We start from the raw sequence: 14,156 nt of genomic DNA, 5'->3' as shown, positions 1-14,156 counted from the left end.
TGGTTTATAGGGGACGCCCTGGGGGGTGGGGGTCGGGGCGGGCGCGGTGCTCGGCGCCGGGGCCGGCTCCGGCTCCGTGGCGGGGTCGGCGTCGACCGGGACCGCGGTGTCCGCGGGCGCCTCGGGCTCGACAGGTGCGCCACTGTCGACAGGTGACTCCTCCTCGCCCTCGCCCGGAGCCTCCGGCTCCACGGACGCGTCGGCTCGCTCCTCGGTCGGCGCGGGTGCCGTCGTGACGGTCGTCGCGGCGGCCATGTCCGGCACTGCCAACGGCGCGAACGCCAGCAGGAGGGCTGCGGCAGAGGTGGACTTGCTGAGCGGGGGCATTCGGGGCTCCGATCGAAGGGGTCGGTAGCCATCGTATGCAATATGTATTTCACATGCAATGCATTGCACGGATTCAGGGCCGTCCAGCGCATCCGGATCGCGCACACAGGCCAGATGCGGAAGTATGTGTCGGTGACGATCATGACGGAACGGCCGGTCGACCAGGCATCGAGCAGTGAACCGGAGCAGCCCGGCAACGCCACGGCGAAGCACCGGAACGTCTCACTGCTCTCCGTGGCGACCACCACGGCAGAGCGTGTGACGACCTCGGCCGACATCGAGGCCAAGCTCCGCGGGGTCCTCCGTCGACTCCGTCTGCCGATGGGTCTGCTCGAGCGCGTCGCCGGGGTCATCGAGCGTCGCAACTGGGGCGAGGGCCAGACCTTCCAGGACGCCGCGATCGACGCCGGCCGCCGTGCCATGGCCGAGGCCGGTGTCCGTCCGGACGAGATCGGGCTGCTCATCAACACCTCGGTGACCCGTCCGCACCTCGAGCCGTCGGTGGCCGTCCGCCTGCACCACGGCCTCGGGCTGCCGTCGTCCGCCATCAACTTCGACATCGCGAACGCCTGCCTGGGGTTCGTCAACGCCATGAGCGTCGCCGCGGGCATGATCGACTCCGGGCAGATCAAGTACGCGCTCGTCGTCGACGGCGAGGACGCCGACCAGGTGCAGCTCAACACCATCGACCGCCTGAACCAGGGCGGTCGGAACCGCAAGGACTTCATGAGCGAGTTCGCCAGCCTGACCCTCGGGTCCGGTGCTGCCGCAGCCGTGCTCGGCCCGGCGGACCTGCACCCCGAAGGACACCGGATCGTCGGCGGCGTCACCCGCGCGGCGACCCAGTGGTACGACCTGTGCGTGGGCAGCGTCGACGGCATGTTCACGGACGCGAAGATGCTGCTCAAGGGCGGCATGGAGCTCGTCGTCGCCGCCTGGACCGAGGCCCGCGCCCACTTCGACTGGGCCGACATGGACCGCTACGTGCTGCACCAGGTCTCCGACGTGCACACCAACGCCTTCGTCGAGGCGATCGGCATCCCGCGCGACAAGGTCCCCACCACGTACCAGCGCTTCGGCAACGTCGGCCCCGCGTCGATCCCGATCACCCTGGCCGACGAGGTCGCATCCGGTGGTATCCGTCGCGGTGACCGCGTGTTCCTGGGGGGCGTCGGTTCCGGCATCAACACGGCGATGATGGAACTCCACTGGTGAGGTCCCGGCTGCCCCGCGTCGCCGCGAGCACGGCTCCGGCGACGCAGCCGCCCTCCCTGCCCGGCCTCGACCCGGCGTGGTCGCGTCTGGTCACGGTTGCCGCGTGGTCCGGAGAGCGGACGGGAGGAACGGATCGCGCCGCGCGCACCTGGCATCTCCTCGACACGGCCGGGTCCCTGGCCGCGCTCGGCGTGGAACCGGTCGGCACGATCCTCTGCGTGCACGGCAACCCGACCTGGTCGTACCTGTGGCGGTCGGTGCTCCGCACCTCGCTCGAGGTCGCCCAGGCCGGCGGCCCGGCCTGGCGCGTGGTCGCCGTCGACCAGCTCGACATGGGCTTCTCGGAGCGCACCGGCGTCGAGCGGGGACTGGCGCAGCGCGTCGCGGACCTCGGTGCCCTGACCGACGAACTCGGGCTGACCGGACCGGTCGTCACCCTCGGCCACGACTGGGGTGGTGTGGTGTCGCTCGGTTGGGCGGTCGACCACCCGGACGTCCTGGCCGCCGCGATGACGTGCAACACCGCCGTGCACCAGCCCGACGACGCCCCGATCCCCGCACCGCTGCGGCTCGCCCTCGGCCCGGGGATGCTCGGCCGCGCGACGGTCGTGACCCCGGCGTTCCTCGAGACCACCCTGGCCATCGCGCACCCGAAGCTCGACCGTGCCACAGCCGACGGCTACCGGGCGCCCTACCGCGGTGCCGCCCGTCGCGGTGGCATCGGCGGCTTCGTCGCGGACATCCCCGTCGACGCCCGGCACCGGAGCGCACCCGAACTCGACCGCATCGCCGCCGGGGTCGCCGCGCTCGACGTACCGGTGCTCCTGCTCTGGGGTCCGCGCGACCCGGTGTTCCTCGAGCGCTACCTGGACGACCTGACCGAACGTGTGCCGCACGCCGACGTCCACCGGTTCGAGGGCGCCGGGCACCTGCTGCCCGATGACGCCGACGTGGCGGGCGCGGTCTTCGACTGGCTCGGTGACCGCCTGCCGGACGGTGGCCGTCCTGCGCAGGCCCCCACGGGCCTCCAGTCCGACGTCGTGGACCCGGGCCAGCCCGCACCGGCGACCCCGCCGCTCTGGGCACGGCTCGACGAACTGCGCGAGAGCGACGAACCCGCGCTGGTCGAGATGGCCGCCGCCGGTGGCCCCCGCACGATCACGTGGCGACTGCTCGCCCGACGGGTCGACGAGATCGCCGCAGGACTCGACGACCTGGGCGTCCGGAGCGGCGACCGTGTCTCGCTCCTGGTGACCCCCGGCGCCGACCTGACCGCCGTCCTGTACGCCTGCGTGCGGATCGGCGCGGTCGTCGTCGTCGCGGACGCCGGTCTCGGACTCGGCGGCCTGACCCGCGCGGTCCGCGGCGCCCGACCCGACTGGATCATCGGCGCGCTGCCCGGGCTCGGGGCCGCGCGTGCCCTCGGCTGGCCGGGGCGACGCATCGCGACGCTCTCGCTGCCCGCACCGGCACGGAAGGCGCTGCGGGTGGAGCACACGCTCGTCGACGTCGCCCGCCGTGGCGCCCGCCGTCTCGCGCACGGCGCCGCGCTGCCGGCGGCACCGTCGCCGGACGCACCCGCGGCCGTGCTCTTCACCTCGGGATCGACCGGGCCGGCGAAGGGCGTCGTGTACACGCACGGGCAGCTCAGCGCCGTCCGGGACGCGCTGGCCACCCAGTACGACGTCGGAGTCGGCACCGGCCTCGTCGCCGGGTTCGCGCCGTTCGCGCTGCTCGGTCCGGCCCTCGGAGCACGGTCGGTCGCGCCCGACATGGACGTGACCGCGCCACGCACCCTGACGGCGAAGGCGGTCGCGGCCTCGGTCGCCGCGGCCGACGCCACCGTCGTGTTCCTGTCGCCGGCGGCCCTGGCGAACGTCGTCGCGACCGCGTCGGAGCTCACCGACGCCGACCGGCAGGCGCTGAAGGGCGTGCGGCTGTTCCTGTCGGCCGGGGCTCCCGTCTCGGCTGCGCTGCTCACCGCGGCGACCGAGCTGATGCCGAATGCCAGCGCCCACACCCCCTACGGCATGACCGAGGGACTGCTCATGACCGACGTCGACCTCGACGGGGTCCGTGCCGCCGGTCGGTCCGACGACGAGGGGATCTGCGTCGGGGTGCCGGCAGCGAACGTCCGCGTCCGCATCGCGCCGCTCGACGGTTCCGGGCGCTCGACCGGAGCCCTGACGGACGAGCCCGGGATCACCGGGGAGATCGTCGTCGCGGCACCCCATGTGCGCGACCACTACGACCGGCTCTGGCGCACCGATCGGGTCTCGCGCCTCGGCGTCGACGACCCGCGCGGGCACCGCACCGGGGACGTCGGACACCTGGACGCCGCGGGACGGATCTGGGTCGAGGGCCGACTGCAGCACGTGCTGGTGACTCCGGACGGGGTCGTCACGCCGGTGGGACCGGAGCAGCGGATCGAGGGCGTCGACGGTGTCGAACGCGCCGGCGTCGCGGGCATCGGGCCGGTCGGCACACAGCAGGTGGTGGCGGTCGTCGAGACCGACCCTGCCGTGCGCCGGCCGGGTCTGGCGTCGCCGTCGCTCGCCGCAGCGATCCGTGCCGCCGCCGGGGTGCCACTCGCCGCGGTGCTCGTCGTGCCCGTGCTGCCGACCGACATCCGGCACAACTCCAAGGTCGACCGCACCCGGCTGTCCCGCTGGGCCGGTTCGGTGCTGTCCGGCGGACGGATGGTCCGCCCGTGATCGGCGCGTTCGGCGCGTTCTCACGCGCTCACCGACACCTCACGGGCCGTCGGGGGCGTGAGGTGTCGGTGAGCACGAATCGCCGACCCGTCGCGGTGCTGTCCGGCGGACGGATGGTCCGCCCGTGAAGGTCCTGGTCACCGGGGCCAGCGGGTTCCTCGGACAGGCCACCGCCGCCGCCGTGCGGGACGCCGGCCACGAGGTCCGGACGTTCCAGCGCCGTCCCTCGGGCGTAGCCGGGGTGCAGGACGTCGCCGGGACGATGACCGACGACGCCGCGATCGCCCGCGCGGTCGACGGGGTCGAGGCCGTCGTGCACCTGGCCGCGAAGGTGTCACTCGCCGGGGACCCGGCCGACTTCGCCCGGGTCAACATCGAGGGCACCCGCTCACTGCTGGCGGCCGCCCGTGCAGCCGGCGTCGGGCGCTTCGCCTTCGTGTCGTCGCCGTCGGTCGCGCACACCGGGTCGTCGCTCGTCGGGGCCGACGCCGGTCCGGCCGAGCCGTCCCGTGCCCGAGGCCACTACGCCCGCACCAAGGCCGCGGCGGAGCTGCTGGCACTCGACGCCGACGCCCCGGACTTCGCCGTCGTGGCGGTCCGGCCGCACCTGGTGTGGGGTCCGGGCGACACACAACTCGTCGGACGGATCGTCGAGCGTGCCAGCGCCGGACGGCTGCCGCTGCTCGACTCCGGCGCCGCGCTCATCGACACGCTCTACGTCGACAACGCCGCGACGGCGATGGTCGCGGCACTCGAGCACGTCACGGACGACGGCGTCCACGGCAACGCCTACGTCGTCACGAACGGTGAGCCCCGACCGGTCGGGGACCTGCTCGCCGGCATCTGCACGGCGTCGGGCGTCCGACCGCCGCAGTGGCACGTGCCGGCCGCGGTCGCGCGGGCCGCGGGCTCCGTGGTCGAGGCCGTCTGGCGCGTCCGACCGGGCGAGGACGAGCCGCCGATGACCCGGTTCCTGGCCGAACAGCTCTCGACGGCGCACTGGTTCGACCAGCGACGGACCCGGCGCGACCTGCGGTGGACCCCGTCGGTGTCGATCGACCAGGGGCTCGAACGGCTGCGCGCCGCGGCTCAGGCCTCGTTGGCAGCCACGTAGACCCAGGCCGTCGAGCCCGAGGCCAGCGTGACCCGGATGCGCTGGTAGTCGGCGACCTCGTAGCCGTCGACCGCGCGGAGCTGCCACTCGTACCCGAGCGTCAGGGCCACACCCTCGACGACGTCGTCCGCGGAGCCGCGGCGGAGGATGGGATGACGGTCGGAGCCGCTCGTCCGGATGACGTCCGGGTCGGTGATCGCCACCCAGTCGAGCCGCCAGCCGGGCAGGGAGTCCGGGGTGGTCGGGACGTGGTCGCCGAACAGCGACTCCTGCACGAGCGGCTGCTGGAGCGTGCCGTACGAGAAGACCCGGTGCGTCTCGCCGGGGCGCGGCGTCGGACGCTTGACGGGACGCGGAGCGACCGCCGGGGTCGAGGTCCAGACGAGTGCACCGGCCAGGCCTGTCAGGCCGAGGTGCAGCAGCCCGATGATGCCGAGGGCGCTGCCCCAGTAGATCCCGGAGTCGTCGCCGAGGCAGCGGGACTGCGGCCAGATCTCGGAATCGGAGAGGCACCCGTACCGGTTCGTGATCCCGACCGCGAGCCCGATGACGCCGACGACGAGACAGACGAGCGCGAACGCGCCGAGACCGATGACCCAGCGCTGGCCGGGGGAGAGACGCTTCACGTCGCGAGGCTAGCGGACGGGCAGTGGACTCCGGGACCACCCGGGTGGGCCGACCGGGTCGGGTGGGGCGGGCCTCCCGGCCGGGACCGTGTGCACGACGTCAGCCGGTGAAGCGGGTCCAGAGCTCGGCGACGATCGGCCAGACGTCGCCCGCGCGGTCGGCGGAGCCGACGGCGACCAGGACGACGGGGACCAGGGTGACCGCCAGGCTCACCAGGACGGCGAGCACGACGGCGGTCGTCGCGGTGGCGGTGTGCCGGCGGGTCAGGGCGAGCAGGAGCAGGGCGAGCACCACGACCGCACCGAGCAGGGCGATCAGGGTGACCCGGACGAACGGGAACGGCACGAGGCCGGCGGTGGTGGCGGTGACCCCGCCGAGGAACCCGACCAGCGGCAGGAAGCCGCCGACCGCGACGGCGAGGACGAGGAAGACCCCGGTGCCGCCGGCGATCCAGACGCCGCGGGGTCGGGGGCGCCGGGCACGGGGCCGGCGCCCTCCGGACCAGGCGGTGGTCACGGCTGGTCCCGGTGACGGGGAGCCACTGCGGCATCCGCTGCTGCATCGGCGGCGACGGCTGCGTCGTCGGCCGCGTCCGCCGCGGCATCGGCAGCGTCGGCGGCCCGGTCGCGGGTCGTGCCGGCTGTGTCGACGACGACGTCGCGGGCCTGCTCGGCGGCGTCCTTCGCGGACGATGCCGCGTCGGCGGCCTGCTCGGATGCCCGGGCGAGCGACTCCGAGGCGGCGTCACGCAGACGCTCGCCCGTCTCTGCGGCGGCGTCGACGGCACGCTTGGTGGTGTCGGCGGTGGCGTCGGCAGCCTGCTTCGTCGCGTCCGCCGTGGCCGACGCTGCCTGCTTCGTCGCGTCCGCCGTGGCCGTCGCGGCACGCTTGGTCGCGTCGGCGGTGGTCTCGGCGGCCCGCTTGACGGCGTCGCCGGTCGACTCGGCCGCCTGCTTGACCGCATCGGTCGCCTGCTCGGCGGCCCGGCCGAGCGGGGACTGCTCGTCGTCGAACGGACCGTGCACGTCGAGGACGCGCACGTCGACCGAGGTGCGGAGGTCGGACAGCTGCCGCGTCGCTGCGGTGACCTGCTGCCGGACCTCGGCGGCGACGTCGAGCACCGGGTGCGGGTAGCTGACGACGACGGCGACCTGCACGCTGAGCACGCCGTCCTGTTCGTCGACCTGCACGCCGGTGGTGCCCGCCGAACGGCCGAGCTGCTTCCGCAGCTGGTCGGCGGCACGGGCGGCGATCCCGCCGAGGTGGTGCACGCCGGGCACGCCGAGCGCGGTCTCCGCCGCGGTGCGCGCGACGATCGTCGCGGTGCTCGCGTCGTCGGGCAGCGGCTCCGTCAGTGCTGCGGGCAGGGCCACCTCGGTGACCTGCGTGTTCGCATGGGGGTCGTGCTGCATGGTTCCTCCTCGTTCGGGATCTGCGCGGGGACGCATCGGGGCACCCGTTCGACGGGTGCCCCGATGCGGTCGTGCGACCTACTTCTTGAAGACGTCCTTGACGTCCTCGCCGGTCTGCTTCGCGCTCGCAGCGGCCTGGTCCTTCTTGCCTTCGGCGACCTTCGAGTCGTCGTTGGTCAGGTTGCCGACGGCTTCCTTCGCCTTGCCGGCGAGGTCCTGAGCGGCGTTCTTGATCTTGTCGTCGAGTCCCATGACGGGTCCTTTCGTGGGTGGGCGTACGCCCGGTGGTGTGGTGGTGGGCCGGGAGGCCCGGGGTACGTCCGGCTGACGGGTGTCAGTGGACGCGGGTCGACTTCGCGAGCGCGGAGCGGGTACCGCCGGTCAGGTGCACGAGCACCGGGACCGGACGGCCGAGGGTGCGGTCGAGGACCGCGACGGCTCGGTCGACGGCGTCGAGCACGCTGACGGCGTCCCCGCCGCGGCGGACCGCGACACGGATCCGGGCGGCGCGCTGCCGGCGGACGAGGTAGGTGTCGACCCGGGAGCCGACCACGTCGCGGACACCCGCGAGTTCGTGCTCGAGGACGTCCCGGACGAGTGCGACGTTGACGGTGACCGCATCGTCGCCCGAGTGCTCCCGGACGGCGACGGACGTGCCGCCACCACCGCGGGTGAACACCCACACGAGCGACAGGACGATCACGAGGGCCGCGGCCCCGGCGACGATCCACAGCGCGGACGCGGGGACGTCGAGGCTGCGGGGGAGGTCGACGTACGGCTTGACGGCGTCCTGGACGGCGGGCAGCACGCCCGCGCCCATCGCGATCCCGACGACCACGGCGACGAGGCCGAGGACGAACAGGATGATCCGGTTGAGGGTCCGGTTGCTCTTGGTCATGCGAGGGTTCCCTTCTCCTCGACCCGGACGCGGACGCGTCGGCCGAAGCGCTCGTCGAGACCGCTCAGGCGCTCCACGACGGCGGCGCGGACGCGCGCCTCGTCGACCTGCACACCGGTGACGGGGACGATGCGGACCTCGGTGGAACGGCCACGGGCGGTGGCGGAGGCGTTCCCCTCGGGGACACCGGCCGCCATGCCGGCGGCGTTCGCGGCGGTGGAGGCGACGATGCGGGCGTCGATGACGACCGCACCACGCTCGTGCTCGACGACCGATCGGTGCTGCCGGCCGGGCTTGAGCGCCAGGACGACCAGCACGACGCCGAGGACGACGAGCACACCCGCGATGACCTCGACGACGGTGACGAACGCGGCGTCCGGACGGAGCGCCGTGTCGACCACGGTCTGGGGATCGGCGACCAGCGGCGGGCGTCCGATGGCGCTGAGCACCGCCTCGGTGCCGATCCAGGCGGCCACCAGGGCGAGCACCACGAGTGCCACCGCCACTGCTGTGGAGCGGGAGCGGTGCACGCTCCGACGACGGATGCGTCGTTCGACGGAACCGTTGCTCATGATGGCCTCCTAGCGGGCACGGGACTCGTGCTCGCGCACGATCCCGGTGAGTTCGATGTGGGCACTGCCGACGCGACGCCCGGTCAGGTCGCTCACGCGGCCCTTGACCTGGTCCGCGATCCGGATCGACCCGGAGACGATGTCGTCGCTCGCGGCGATCGGCCCGGTGATGTCGAGCGACAGTGCTCCCGACGCGTCGCCGAGTCCGACGCGCACCCGCTTGGCGGGGGCGCCGAGCCCTTCGGCTGCGACGGCCCGCGCCAGCGAGGTGAGCGCGCGTGCGGTGATCTCGACGCGGCCCGGGACGTCCGGGCCGGCGTTCACCGGGAGCTCCGGCGTCCGGTCAGCACGTCGGTCAGGGCACCGCGGTCGATGCGCCCGGTGGCGAGTGCGGCCACGAGGGCCCCGATCGCACCGAAGACGATGACGAGCACGAAGCCCCAGAACCCGAACTGCAGTGCCACGACGGCGAGGACTGCGCCGATGAGGGCGCCGATCAGCGTGTTGCTCATGCGACTCGGGCTTCCTTCTTCTCGTCCTCGTTGTCGTCGTCGTCACCCGGGATGTAGACGTCCTGGACGGTCACGTTGACCTCGGCGACCTCCATGCCGACGATCTGCTCGAGGGCACGGGCGACACCGGCACGGACGCCGTCGGCGACCTGCTGGAGCGACACCGGGTACTCGGCGACGATCACGATGTCCGCGGCGACCTGCTTCTCGCCGACCTCGACCTTGACGCCCTGACCGAAGTCACGCTGGCCGATGGCGTCGCGGATGGCGCCGATGGCACGGGCTGCGCCGTTGCCGAGGGAGTGCACGCCGTTGACCTCGCGGGCGGCGATGCCGGCGACCTTCGACACGACGGTGTCGTCGATGACGGTCTTGCCGGTGACGCCGCTGGTGCCGGCGTGCGAGGTGGCACGGGTCGCCGTGGTGGCCGGGGTGGGGGTGATGGTGTCAGCCATGTTCGTTCCTTCCGTTGACCCGCCGGGCGTTCCCAGCGGTTGCTGTTCACGGATGAGACGGGCTGTGGAAGAGATTCGTCACACACGACTTCTCGGATTCGGGTGATGTCCAGGGATCCCCGGAAAACCGGGGATGTGGGTGTACCCCCGGGGTGTTCCGTCCGGCCGTTCAGCCGATTCCGGCCGCGCCGTTGCGCTCTGCAGCGGCCCGCATGGCACGGACACAGGCCATCGGGGACTCGCCGCGCTCCTCGCGGAAGAGCTGCTGCAGCCGTCGGGGGAGCACCCCTGCAGCGGCCGCGATGTCGTCGAGCGTGAGCGGGTCGTCGAGGTGCTGCTCGATGTACGACACCGCACGACGGACACGCCACGACGCCTTGCCGACCTGCGGCTGCGCGGCCAGCGACGCGCGTTTCGTCACGGCGGGGTCCTCGCCGAACCGGTCGCGGTAGGTCTCGGCGAACCGGCCCGGGTTGGTGAAGCCCCAGCGGCGGGCGATCGCGGCGATGCCGGATGACACGAGCGGACAGTCCGCCGGGGCGACCGGGCCGCCCCGGTCCGCGCGGAGCAGCTCCTCGCGCACCCGGTCGAGGCGGTGGTCGCGGAGGAACCGGTGCGGCGTGGTGTCGAGCGTCCGGGCGAAGACGTCCTGCAGCCCGCGCTGGCTCAGTCCGCAGGCCGCGGCGATGGTGGGGACTGAAGGGCGTTCGGCGGCGTGCAGCTCGATGAAGCGGATCGCGTCGCGGAGCCGGTTCGCCACGGGGACGTCGTCACCGCGGTTCCGGATGGGGAACGTGTCGAGGATGACGACGGCCAGCCGGCGGTTCAGCGCGGTCCGCATCGGCCCGAGCACGCGCTCGTCGACCAGGGCCGGCCCGAGTTCACGGATCAGGTGCCGCAGGGGTTCGCGCCGGGCGACGACCTCGTCCTGCTGGCCGAACAGCAGTGGGCCGTCGGGCAGGCGGTAGCCGAGGTCGCGGCCGACGCTCCGCAGGAACCGGTCGGACACGTGCACGCCGTTGTAGACGGTGCCGTCGGACTCGAACCGGTAGGCCTCGGACGCCGACGCGATGTACGGGCTGCCCGGCTCGACGACGCGGGTGCGGTCGGCGAAGTGCATCTCGAGCCGGCCCTTGGTGAGCCAGAACACCACGTGGTCGTCCCGCACGCCGATGACCCCGCCCCGCCGACCGCCCTCGGCCCGCATGGTGCGCAGCGACAGGTCGTCGTCGCCCACGACCGTGTACTCGTACCGGGTGTCGTCGGTGGCGAACGTCTCGGAGGCGAAGTCCGAGCCGCCGTACTCGGCCGCGAAGATCTCGGAGTAGTCGGAACCCTCGCCGTCGGAGAACCGCAGCCGGCGGAATCCGTTCGTCGTCGAGGGGTCCATGCGCCGATCATGCCATCAGTTGCACCGGACAAGGAAAGGAATACCCTAGGGGGGTACCGTATTGAGAACGGTGGAGGCGGACATGCACGAACACGTCGGGTACATCGGCGACAAGGACGACCTGCTCAAGCGACTCCGTCGCGCCGAGGGGCAGGTGCGCGGCATCGCGCGGATGGTCGAGGACGAGACGTACTGCATCGACGTCCTGACCCAGATCTCGGCGGCGAACCGGGCGCTCGAACGCGTCGCGCTGTCGCTGCTCGAGGACCACCTGGCGCACTGCGTCGCCGAGGCCGTCGCCGAGGGCGGGGACGCCGCCGACGAGAAGGTGCGCGAGGCCAGCCAGGCGATCGCCCGGCTCGTCCGCTCCTGACCCTGACGATCGACCACTGAGAAGGAGACACCATGACCACCGAAACGCTGCTCGTCGAGGGCATGACCTGCGACCACTGTGTGATGAGCGTCACCGAGGAACTCACCGAGGTCGACGGGGTGTCGGGCGTCGACGTCCGACTCGTCCCCGGCGGATCGTCCGAGGTCACCGTCAGCTCGGCGGCACCCGTCGACGCGGACGCCCTCCGCGCCGCCGTCACCGAGGCGGGGTACGAGGTCGTGCGCTCGTGACCGACCGCACCGTCGAACTCGACATCACCGGGATGACCTGCGCCTCGTGCGCGAACCGCATCGAGCGGAAGCTCGGCAAGCTGCCCGGGGTCACCGCCACCGTCAACTACGCCACCGAGAAGGCGCAGGTGCAGGTCGCCGCGGACGGCACCGCCGACCCCGAGGCGCTGATCGCCGCGGTGGAGTCGGCCGGCTACGGTGCCACGGTGCCGGCCCCGCCCGCCGCTGCTGACGCCGACCCCGCGGTCGACGAGGACCCGACCGGCCCACTGCGCCGACGCCTGGTCGTGTCCGCCGTGCTCGCGGTGCCCGTCGTGGTCCTCTCGATGGTGCCGGCGCTGCAGTTCCCGAACTGGCAGTGGCTCGCCCTGACGCTCGCGGCACCCGTCGCCGTCTGGGGTGCGCTCCCGTTCCACCGTGCCGCGTGGGTCAACGCCCGGCACGGTGCCGCCACCATGGACACCCTGGTGAGCGTCGGTGTCCTCGCCGCCTTCGGGTGGTCGCTGTACGCCCTGTTCTTCGGCGACGCCGGCACGACCGGCATGCACATGACGTTCTCGTGGTTCGCCACGGACCCCGAGGCCACCGACCTGTACCTCGAGGTCGCGGCGGCCGTGACGGTGTTCATCCTCGCCGGCCGGTACATGGAGGCCCGCGCGAAGACACAGTCCGGTGCCGCACTCCGGGCACTGCTCGAACTCGGTGCGAAGGACGCCACCGTCCTGCGCGACGGCGCGGAACACCGCGTGCCGACCTCGTCCCTCGTCGTCGGCGACGTCGTCGTGGTGCGACCCGGTGAACGGATCCCGAGCGACGGCCTGGTGCAGGACGGCTCCTCGGCCGTCGACCTCAGCATGCTCACCGGTGAGTCCGTGCCGGTCGAGGTCGGCCCGGGCGACCGGGTCACCGGCGCGACGATCAACGTCGGCGGCCGGCTCGTCGTCGCGATCACCCGCGTCGGTGCCGACACCGAGCTCGCCCGGATGGGTCGCCTGGTCGAGGACGCCCAGACCGGCAAGGCCGAGGTGCAGCGTCTGGCCGACCGCGTGTCCGGGGTCTTCGTGCCGATCGTCATCGTGCTCGCCGTGCTGGCCTTCGTCGGCTGGCTCGTGTTCGGCGGCTCGGTCACCGCGGCCTTCACCGCGGCCGTCGCCACCCTGATCATCGCCTGCCCGTGCGCTCTCGGGCTCGCCACGCCCACCGCGCTGCTGGTCGGCACCGGTCGCGGCTCCCAGCTCGGCATCCTGATCGGCGGTCCGCAGGTGCTCGAGCGCACCCGCGGCGTCGACACCGTCGTGCTCGACAAGACCGGCACCGTCACCACGGGGTCGATGACCCTGCGGTCGGTCATCGCCGTCGACGAGACCGAGGACGTCGTCCTGCGCCTCGCCGCAGCGGTCGAGGACGGCTCCGAACACCCCGTCGCCCGCGCTGTGACCACCGCGGCCCGTGCCCGGGGCGCCGGCCTGCCCCAGGCCGAGCAGTTCACCGCCACCGCCGGCGCCGGTGTGCAGGCCGTCGTGGACGGCGACGTCGTCCTGGTCGGCACGACCCGCTGGCTCGCCGACTCGTGGTCGATCAGCCTGCCCCCGGTGCTGTCCGACGCCGTCGACCGCGCCGAGGCCGACGGGGGCACGGCGGTCGTCGTCGCCCGGAACGGCACGGCCCTGGGCGTGGTCGTCGTCGGCGACACCCTGAAGCCCGAGGCCGCCGACGCGATCGCCCGCTTCCGTGCGCTCGGCCTGCACCCGGTCCTGCTCACCGGCGACAACGACGGGGCCGCACGTGCGGTCGCCGCGAGCGTCGGCATCGACGAGGTGCACGCCCGCGCGACCCCGGCGTCGAAGCTCGAGACCGTCCGACGGCTGCAGTCCGAGGGGCGGAGCGTCGCGATGGTCGGAGACGGCGTGAACGACGCCGCCGCACTGGCCGCGGCCGACCTCGGCATCGCCATGGGCGCCGGCACCGATGCGGCCATCGCGGCGAGCGACATCACGGTCGTGAGTGGTCGGCTCACGGTGGTGGCCGACGCCATCCGGCTGTCGCGCGCGACGCTCGGCGTCATCAAGGGCAACCTGTTCTGGGCGTTCGCGTACAACGTCGCGGCGATCCCGCTCGCGATGGCGGGGCTGCTGAACCCGGTGCTCGCCGGTGCGGCGATGGCGTTCTCGTCGGTCTTCGTCGTGACGAACAGCCTGCGCCTGCGTCGCTTCGCGGCGCAGCCGTGAACCCGGCGAGCCGACCGCGGCACGGAACGCGACCGGCCGGGAGGCGTGACGCGCGCAGCGAACGCGAG

At 73.1% G+C, this 14,156-nt stretch carries 16 protein-coding genes and 1 pseudogene; 6 read left to right on the top strand and 11 right to left on the bottom strand.

Features of this window, described 5'->3' with window-relative positions:
- Nucleotides 1-327: pseudogene (locus tag DEJ05_RS06000) on the bottom strand (hypothetical protein); the annotation flags it as partial.
- A gap of 141 nt (nucleotides 328-468) precedes the next feature.
- Between DEJ05_RS06000 and DEJ05_RS05995 the strand changes: the two are divergent.
- The 3 genes from DEJ05_RS05995 to DEJ05_RS05985 all read left to right on the top strand — a co-directional run bounded on the left by DEJ05_RS05995 (nucleotide 469) and on the right by DEJ05_RS05985 (nucleotide 5,370).
- Nucleotides 469-1,542: a 3-oxoacyl-ACP synthase III gene (locus DEJ05_RS05995; protein ID WP_042537701.1), complete on the top strand. Its 1,074-nt coding sequence runs from the start codon at nucleotides 469-471 to the stop codon at nucleotides 1,540-1,542.
- Nucleotides 1,539-4,256, top strand: a complete 2,718-nt coding sequence (locus DEJ05_RS05990) for an alpha/beta fold hydrolase (protein WP_258370636.1) — start codon at nucleotides 1,539-1,541, stop codon at nucleotides 4,254-4,256. Before DEJ05_RS05995 ends, DEJ05_RS05990 begins: the two co-directional genes overlap by 4 nt.
- Before the next feature lie 124 nt (nucleotides 4,257-4,380).
- The gene (locus DEJ05_RS05985) at nucleotides 4,381-5,370 is read left to right on the top strand and encodes an NAD(P)-dependent oxidoreductase (protein ID WP_111109999.1); all 990 of its coding nucleotides are present in this window, start codon (nucleotides 4,381-4,383) and stop codon (nucleotides 5,368-5,370) included.
- On the opposite strand, the gene DEJ05_RS18300 is transcribed toward DEJ05_RS05985, so the two are convergent.
- From DEJ05_RS18300 to DEJ05_RS05935, 10 genes are all read right to left on the bottom strand, one after another.
- Nucleotides 5,346-5,996, bottom strand: coding sequence for a gamma-glutamylcyclotransferase family protein (locus DEJ05_RS18300; protein WP_258376097.1), 651 nt, complete (start codon nucleotides 5,994-5,996; stop codon nucleotides 5,346-5,348). The genes DEJ05_RS05985 and DEJ05_RS18300 overlap by 25 nt on opposite strands.
- Before the next feature lie 100 nt (nucleotides 5,997-6,096).
- Nucleotides 6,097-6,513 carry an MFS transporter permease gene (locus tag DEJ05_RS05975; RefSeq protein WP_111109998.1) on the bottom strand — a complete coding sequence of 139 codons (417 nt, stop codon included), beginning with the start codon at nucleotides 6,511-6,513 and terminating at the stop codon, nucleotides 6,097-6,099.
- Nucleotides 6,510-7,409, bottom strand: a complete 900-nt coding sequence (locus DEJ05_RS05970; protein WP_181440668.1) for an Asp23/Gls24 family envelope stress response protein — start codon at nucleotides 7,407-7,409, stop codon at nucleotides 6,510-6,512. Before DEJ05_RS05970 ends, DEJ05_RS05975 begins: the two co-directional genes overlap by 4 nt.
- A gap of 78 nt (nucleotides 7,410-7,487) precedes the next feature.
- On the bottom strand, nucleotides 7,488-7,661 hold the full coding sequence (locus DEJ05_RS05965; RefSeq protein WP_071246087.1) for a CsbD family protein: 174 nt from the start codon (nucleotides 7,659-7,661) through the stop codon (nucleotides 7,488-7,490).
- A gap of 82 nt (nucleotides 7,662-7,743) precedes the next feature.
- The gene (locus tag DEJ05_RS05960) at nucleotides 7,744-8,307 is read right to left on the bottom strand and encodes a hypothetical protein (protein ID WP_110864128.1); all 564 of its coding nucleotides are present in this window, start codon (nucleotides 8,305-8,307) and stop codon (nucleotides 7,744-7,746) included.
- Nucleotides 8,304-8,879: a DUF6286 domain-containing protein gene (locus DEJ05_RS05955; protein ID WP_111109996.1), complete on the bottom strand. Its 576-nt coding sequence runs from the start codon at nucleotides 8,877-8,879 to the stop codon at nucleotides 8,304-8,306. The genes DEJ05_RS05960 and DEJ05_RS05955 overlap by 4 nt, the downstream gene beginning before the upstream one ends.
- 9 nt (nucleotides 8,880-8,888) lie before the next feature.
- Complete coding sequence (locus tag DEJ05_RS05950) at nucleotides 8,889-9,203, bottom strand: hypothetical protein (RefSeq protein ID WP_017885411.1); 315 nt, start codon at nucleotides 9,201-9,203, stop codon at nucleotides 8,889-8,891.
- Nucleotides 9,200-9,391: a DUF2273 domain-containing protein gene (locus DEJ05_RS05945; protein WP_017885412.1), complete on the bottom strand. Its 192-nt coding sequence runs from the start codon at nucleotides 9,389-9,391 to the stop codon at nucleotides 9,200-9,202. Before DEJ05_RS05945 ends, DEJ05_RS05950 begins: the two co-directional genes overlap by 4 nt.
- Complete coding sequence (locus DEJ05_RS05940) at nucleotides 9,388-9,846, bottom strand: Asp23/Gls24 family envelope stress response protein (protein WP_111024451.1); 459 nt, start codon at nucleotides 9,844-9,846, stop codon at nucleotides 9,388-9,390. Before DEJ05_RS05940 ends, DEJ05_RS05945 begins: the two co-directional genes overlap by 4 nt.
- Before the next feature lie 169 nt (nucleotides 9,847-10,015).
- Nucleotides 10,016-11,236, bottom strand: coding sequence for a helix-turn-helix domain-containing protein (locus tag DEJ05_RS05935; protein ID WP_111109995.1), 1,221 nt, complete (start codon nucleotides 11,234-11,236; stop codon nucleotides 10,016-10,018).
- 82 nt (nucleotides 11,237-11,318) lie between these two features.
- Between DEJ05_RS05935 and DEJ05_RS05930 the strand changes: the two genes are divergently transcribed.
- Genes DEJ05_RS05930 through DEJ05_RS05920 form a run of 3 tightly spaced genes read left to right on the top strand, consistent with a single transcriptional unit; the run spans nucleotide 11,319 to nucleotide 14,088 of the window.
- On the top strand, nucleotides 11,319-11,609 hold the full coding sequence (locus DEJ05_RS05930) for a metal-sensitive transcriptional regulator (RefSeq protein WP_027466001.1): 291 nt from the start codon (nucleotides 11,319-11,321) through the stop codon (nucleotides 11,607-11,609).
- Nucleotides 11,610-11,641: 32 nt separating this feature from the next.
- The gene (locus DEJ05_RS05925) at nucleotides 11,642-11,860 is read left to right on the top strand and encodes a heavy-metal-associated domain-containing protein (RefSeq protein WP_111024449.1); all 219 of its coding nucleotides are present in this window, start codon (nucleotides 11,642-11,644) and stop codon (nucleotides 11,858-11,860) included.
- Nucleotides 11,857-14,088, top strand: coding sequence for a cation-translocating P-type ATPase (locus tag DEJ05_RS05920; protein WP_111109994.1), 2,232 nt, complete (start codon nucleotides 11,857-11,859; stop codon nucleotides 14,086-14,088). Before DEJ05_RS05925 ends, DEJ05_RS05920 begins: the two co-directional genes overlap by 4 nt.
- Nucleotides 14,089-14,156 lie beyond the last annotated feature (68 nt).

The organism is Curtobacterium sp. MCLR17_045, assembly GCF_003234405.1.
In the GTDB taxonomy this organism is placed as follows: Bacteria; Actinomycetota; Actinomycetes; order Actinomycetales; family Microbacteriaceae; genus Curtobacterium; species Curtobacterium flaccumfaciens.
This window is presented reverse-complemented; position numbering and strand designations above follow the sequence as displayed.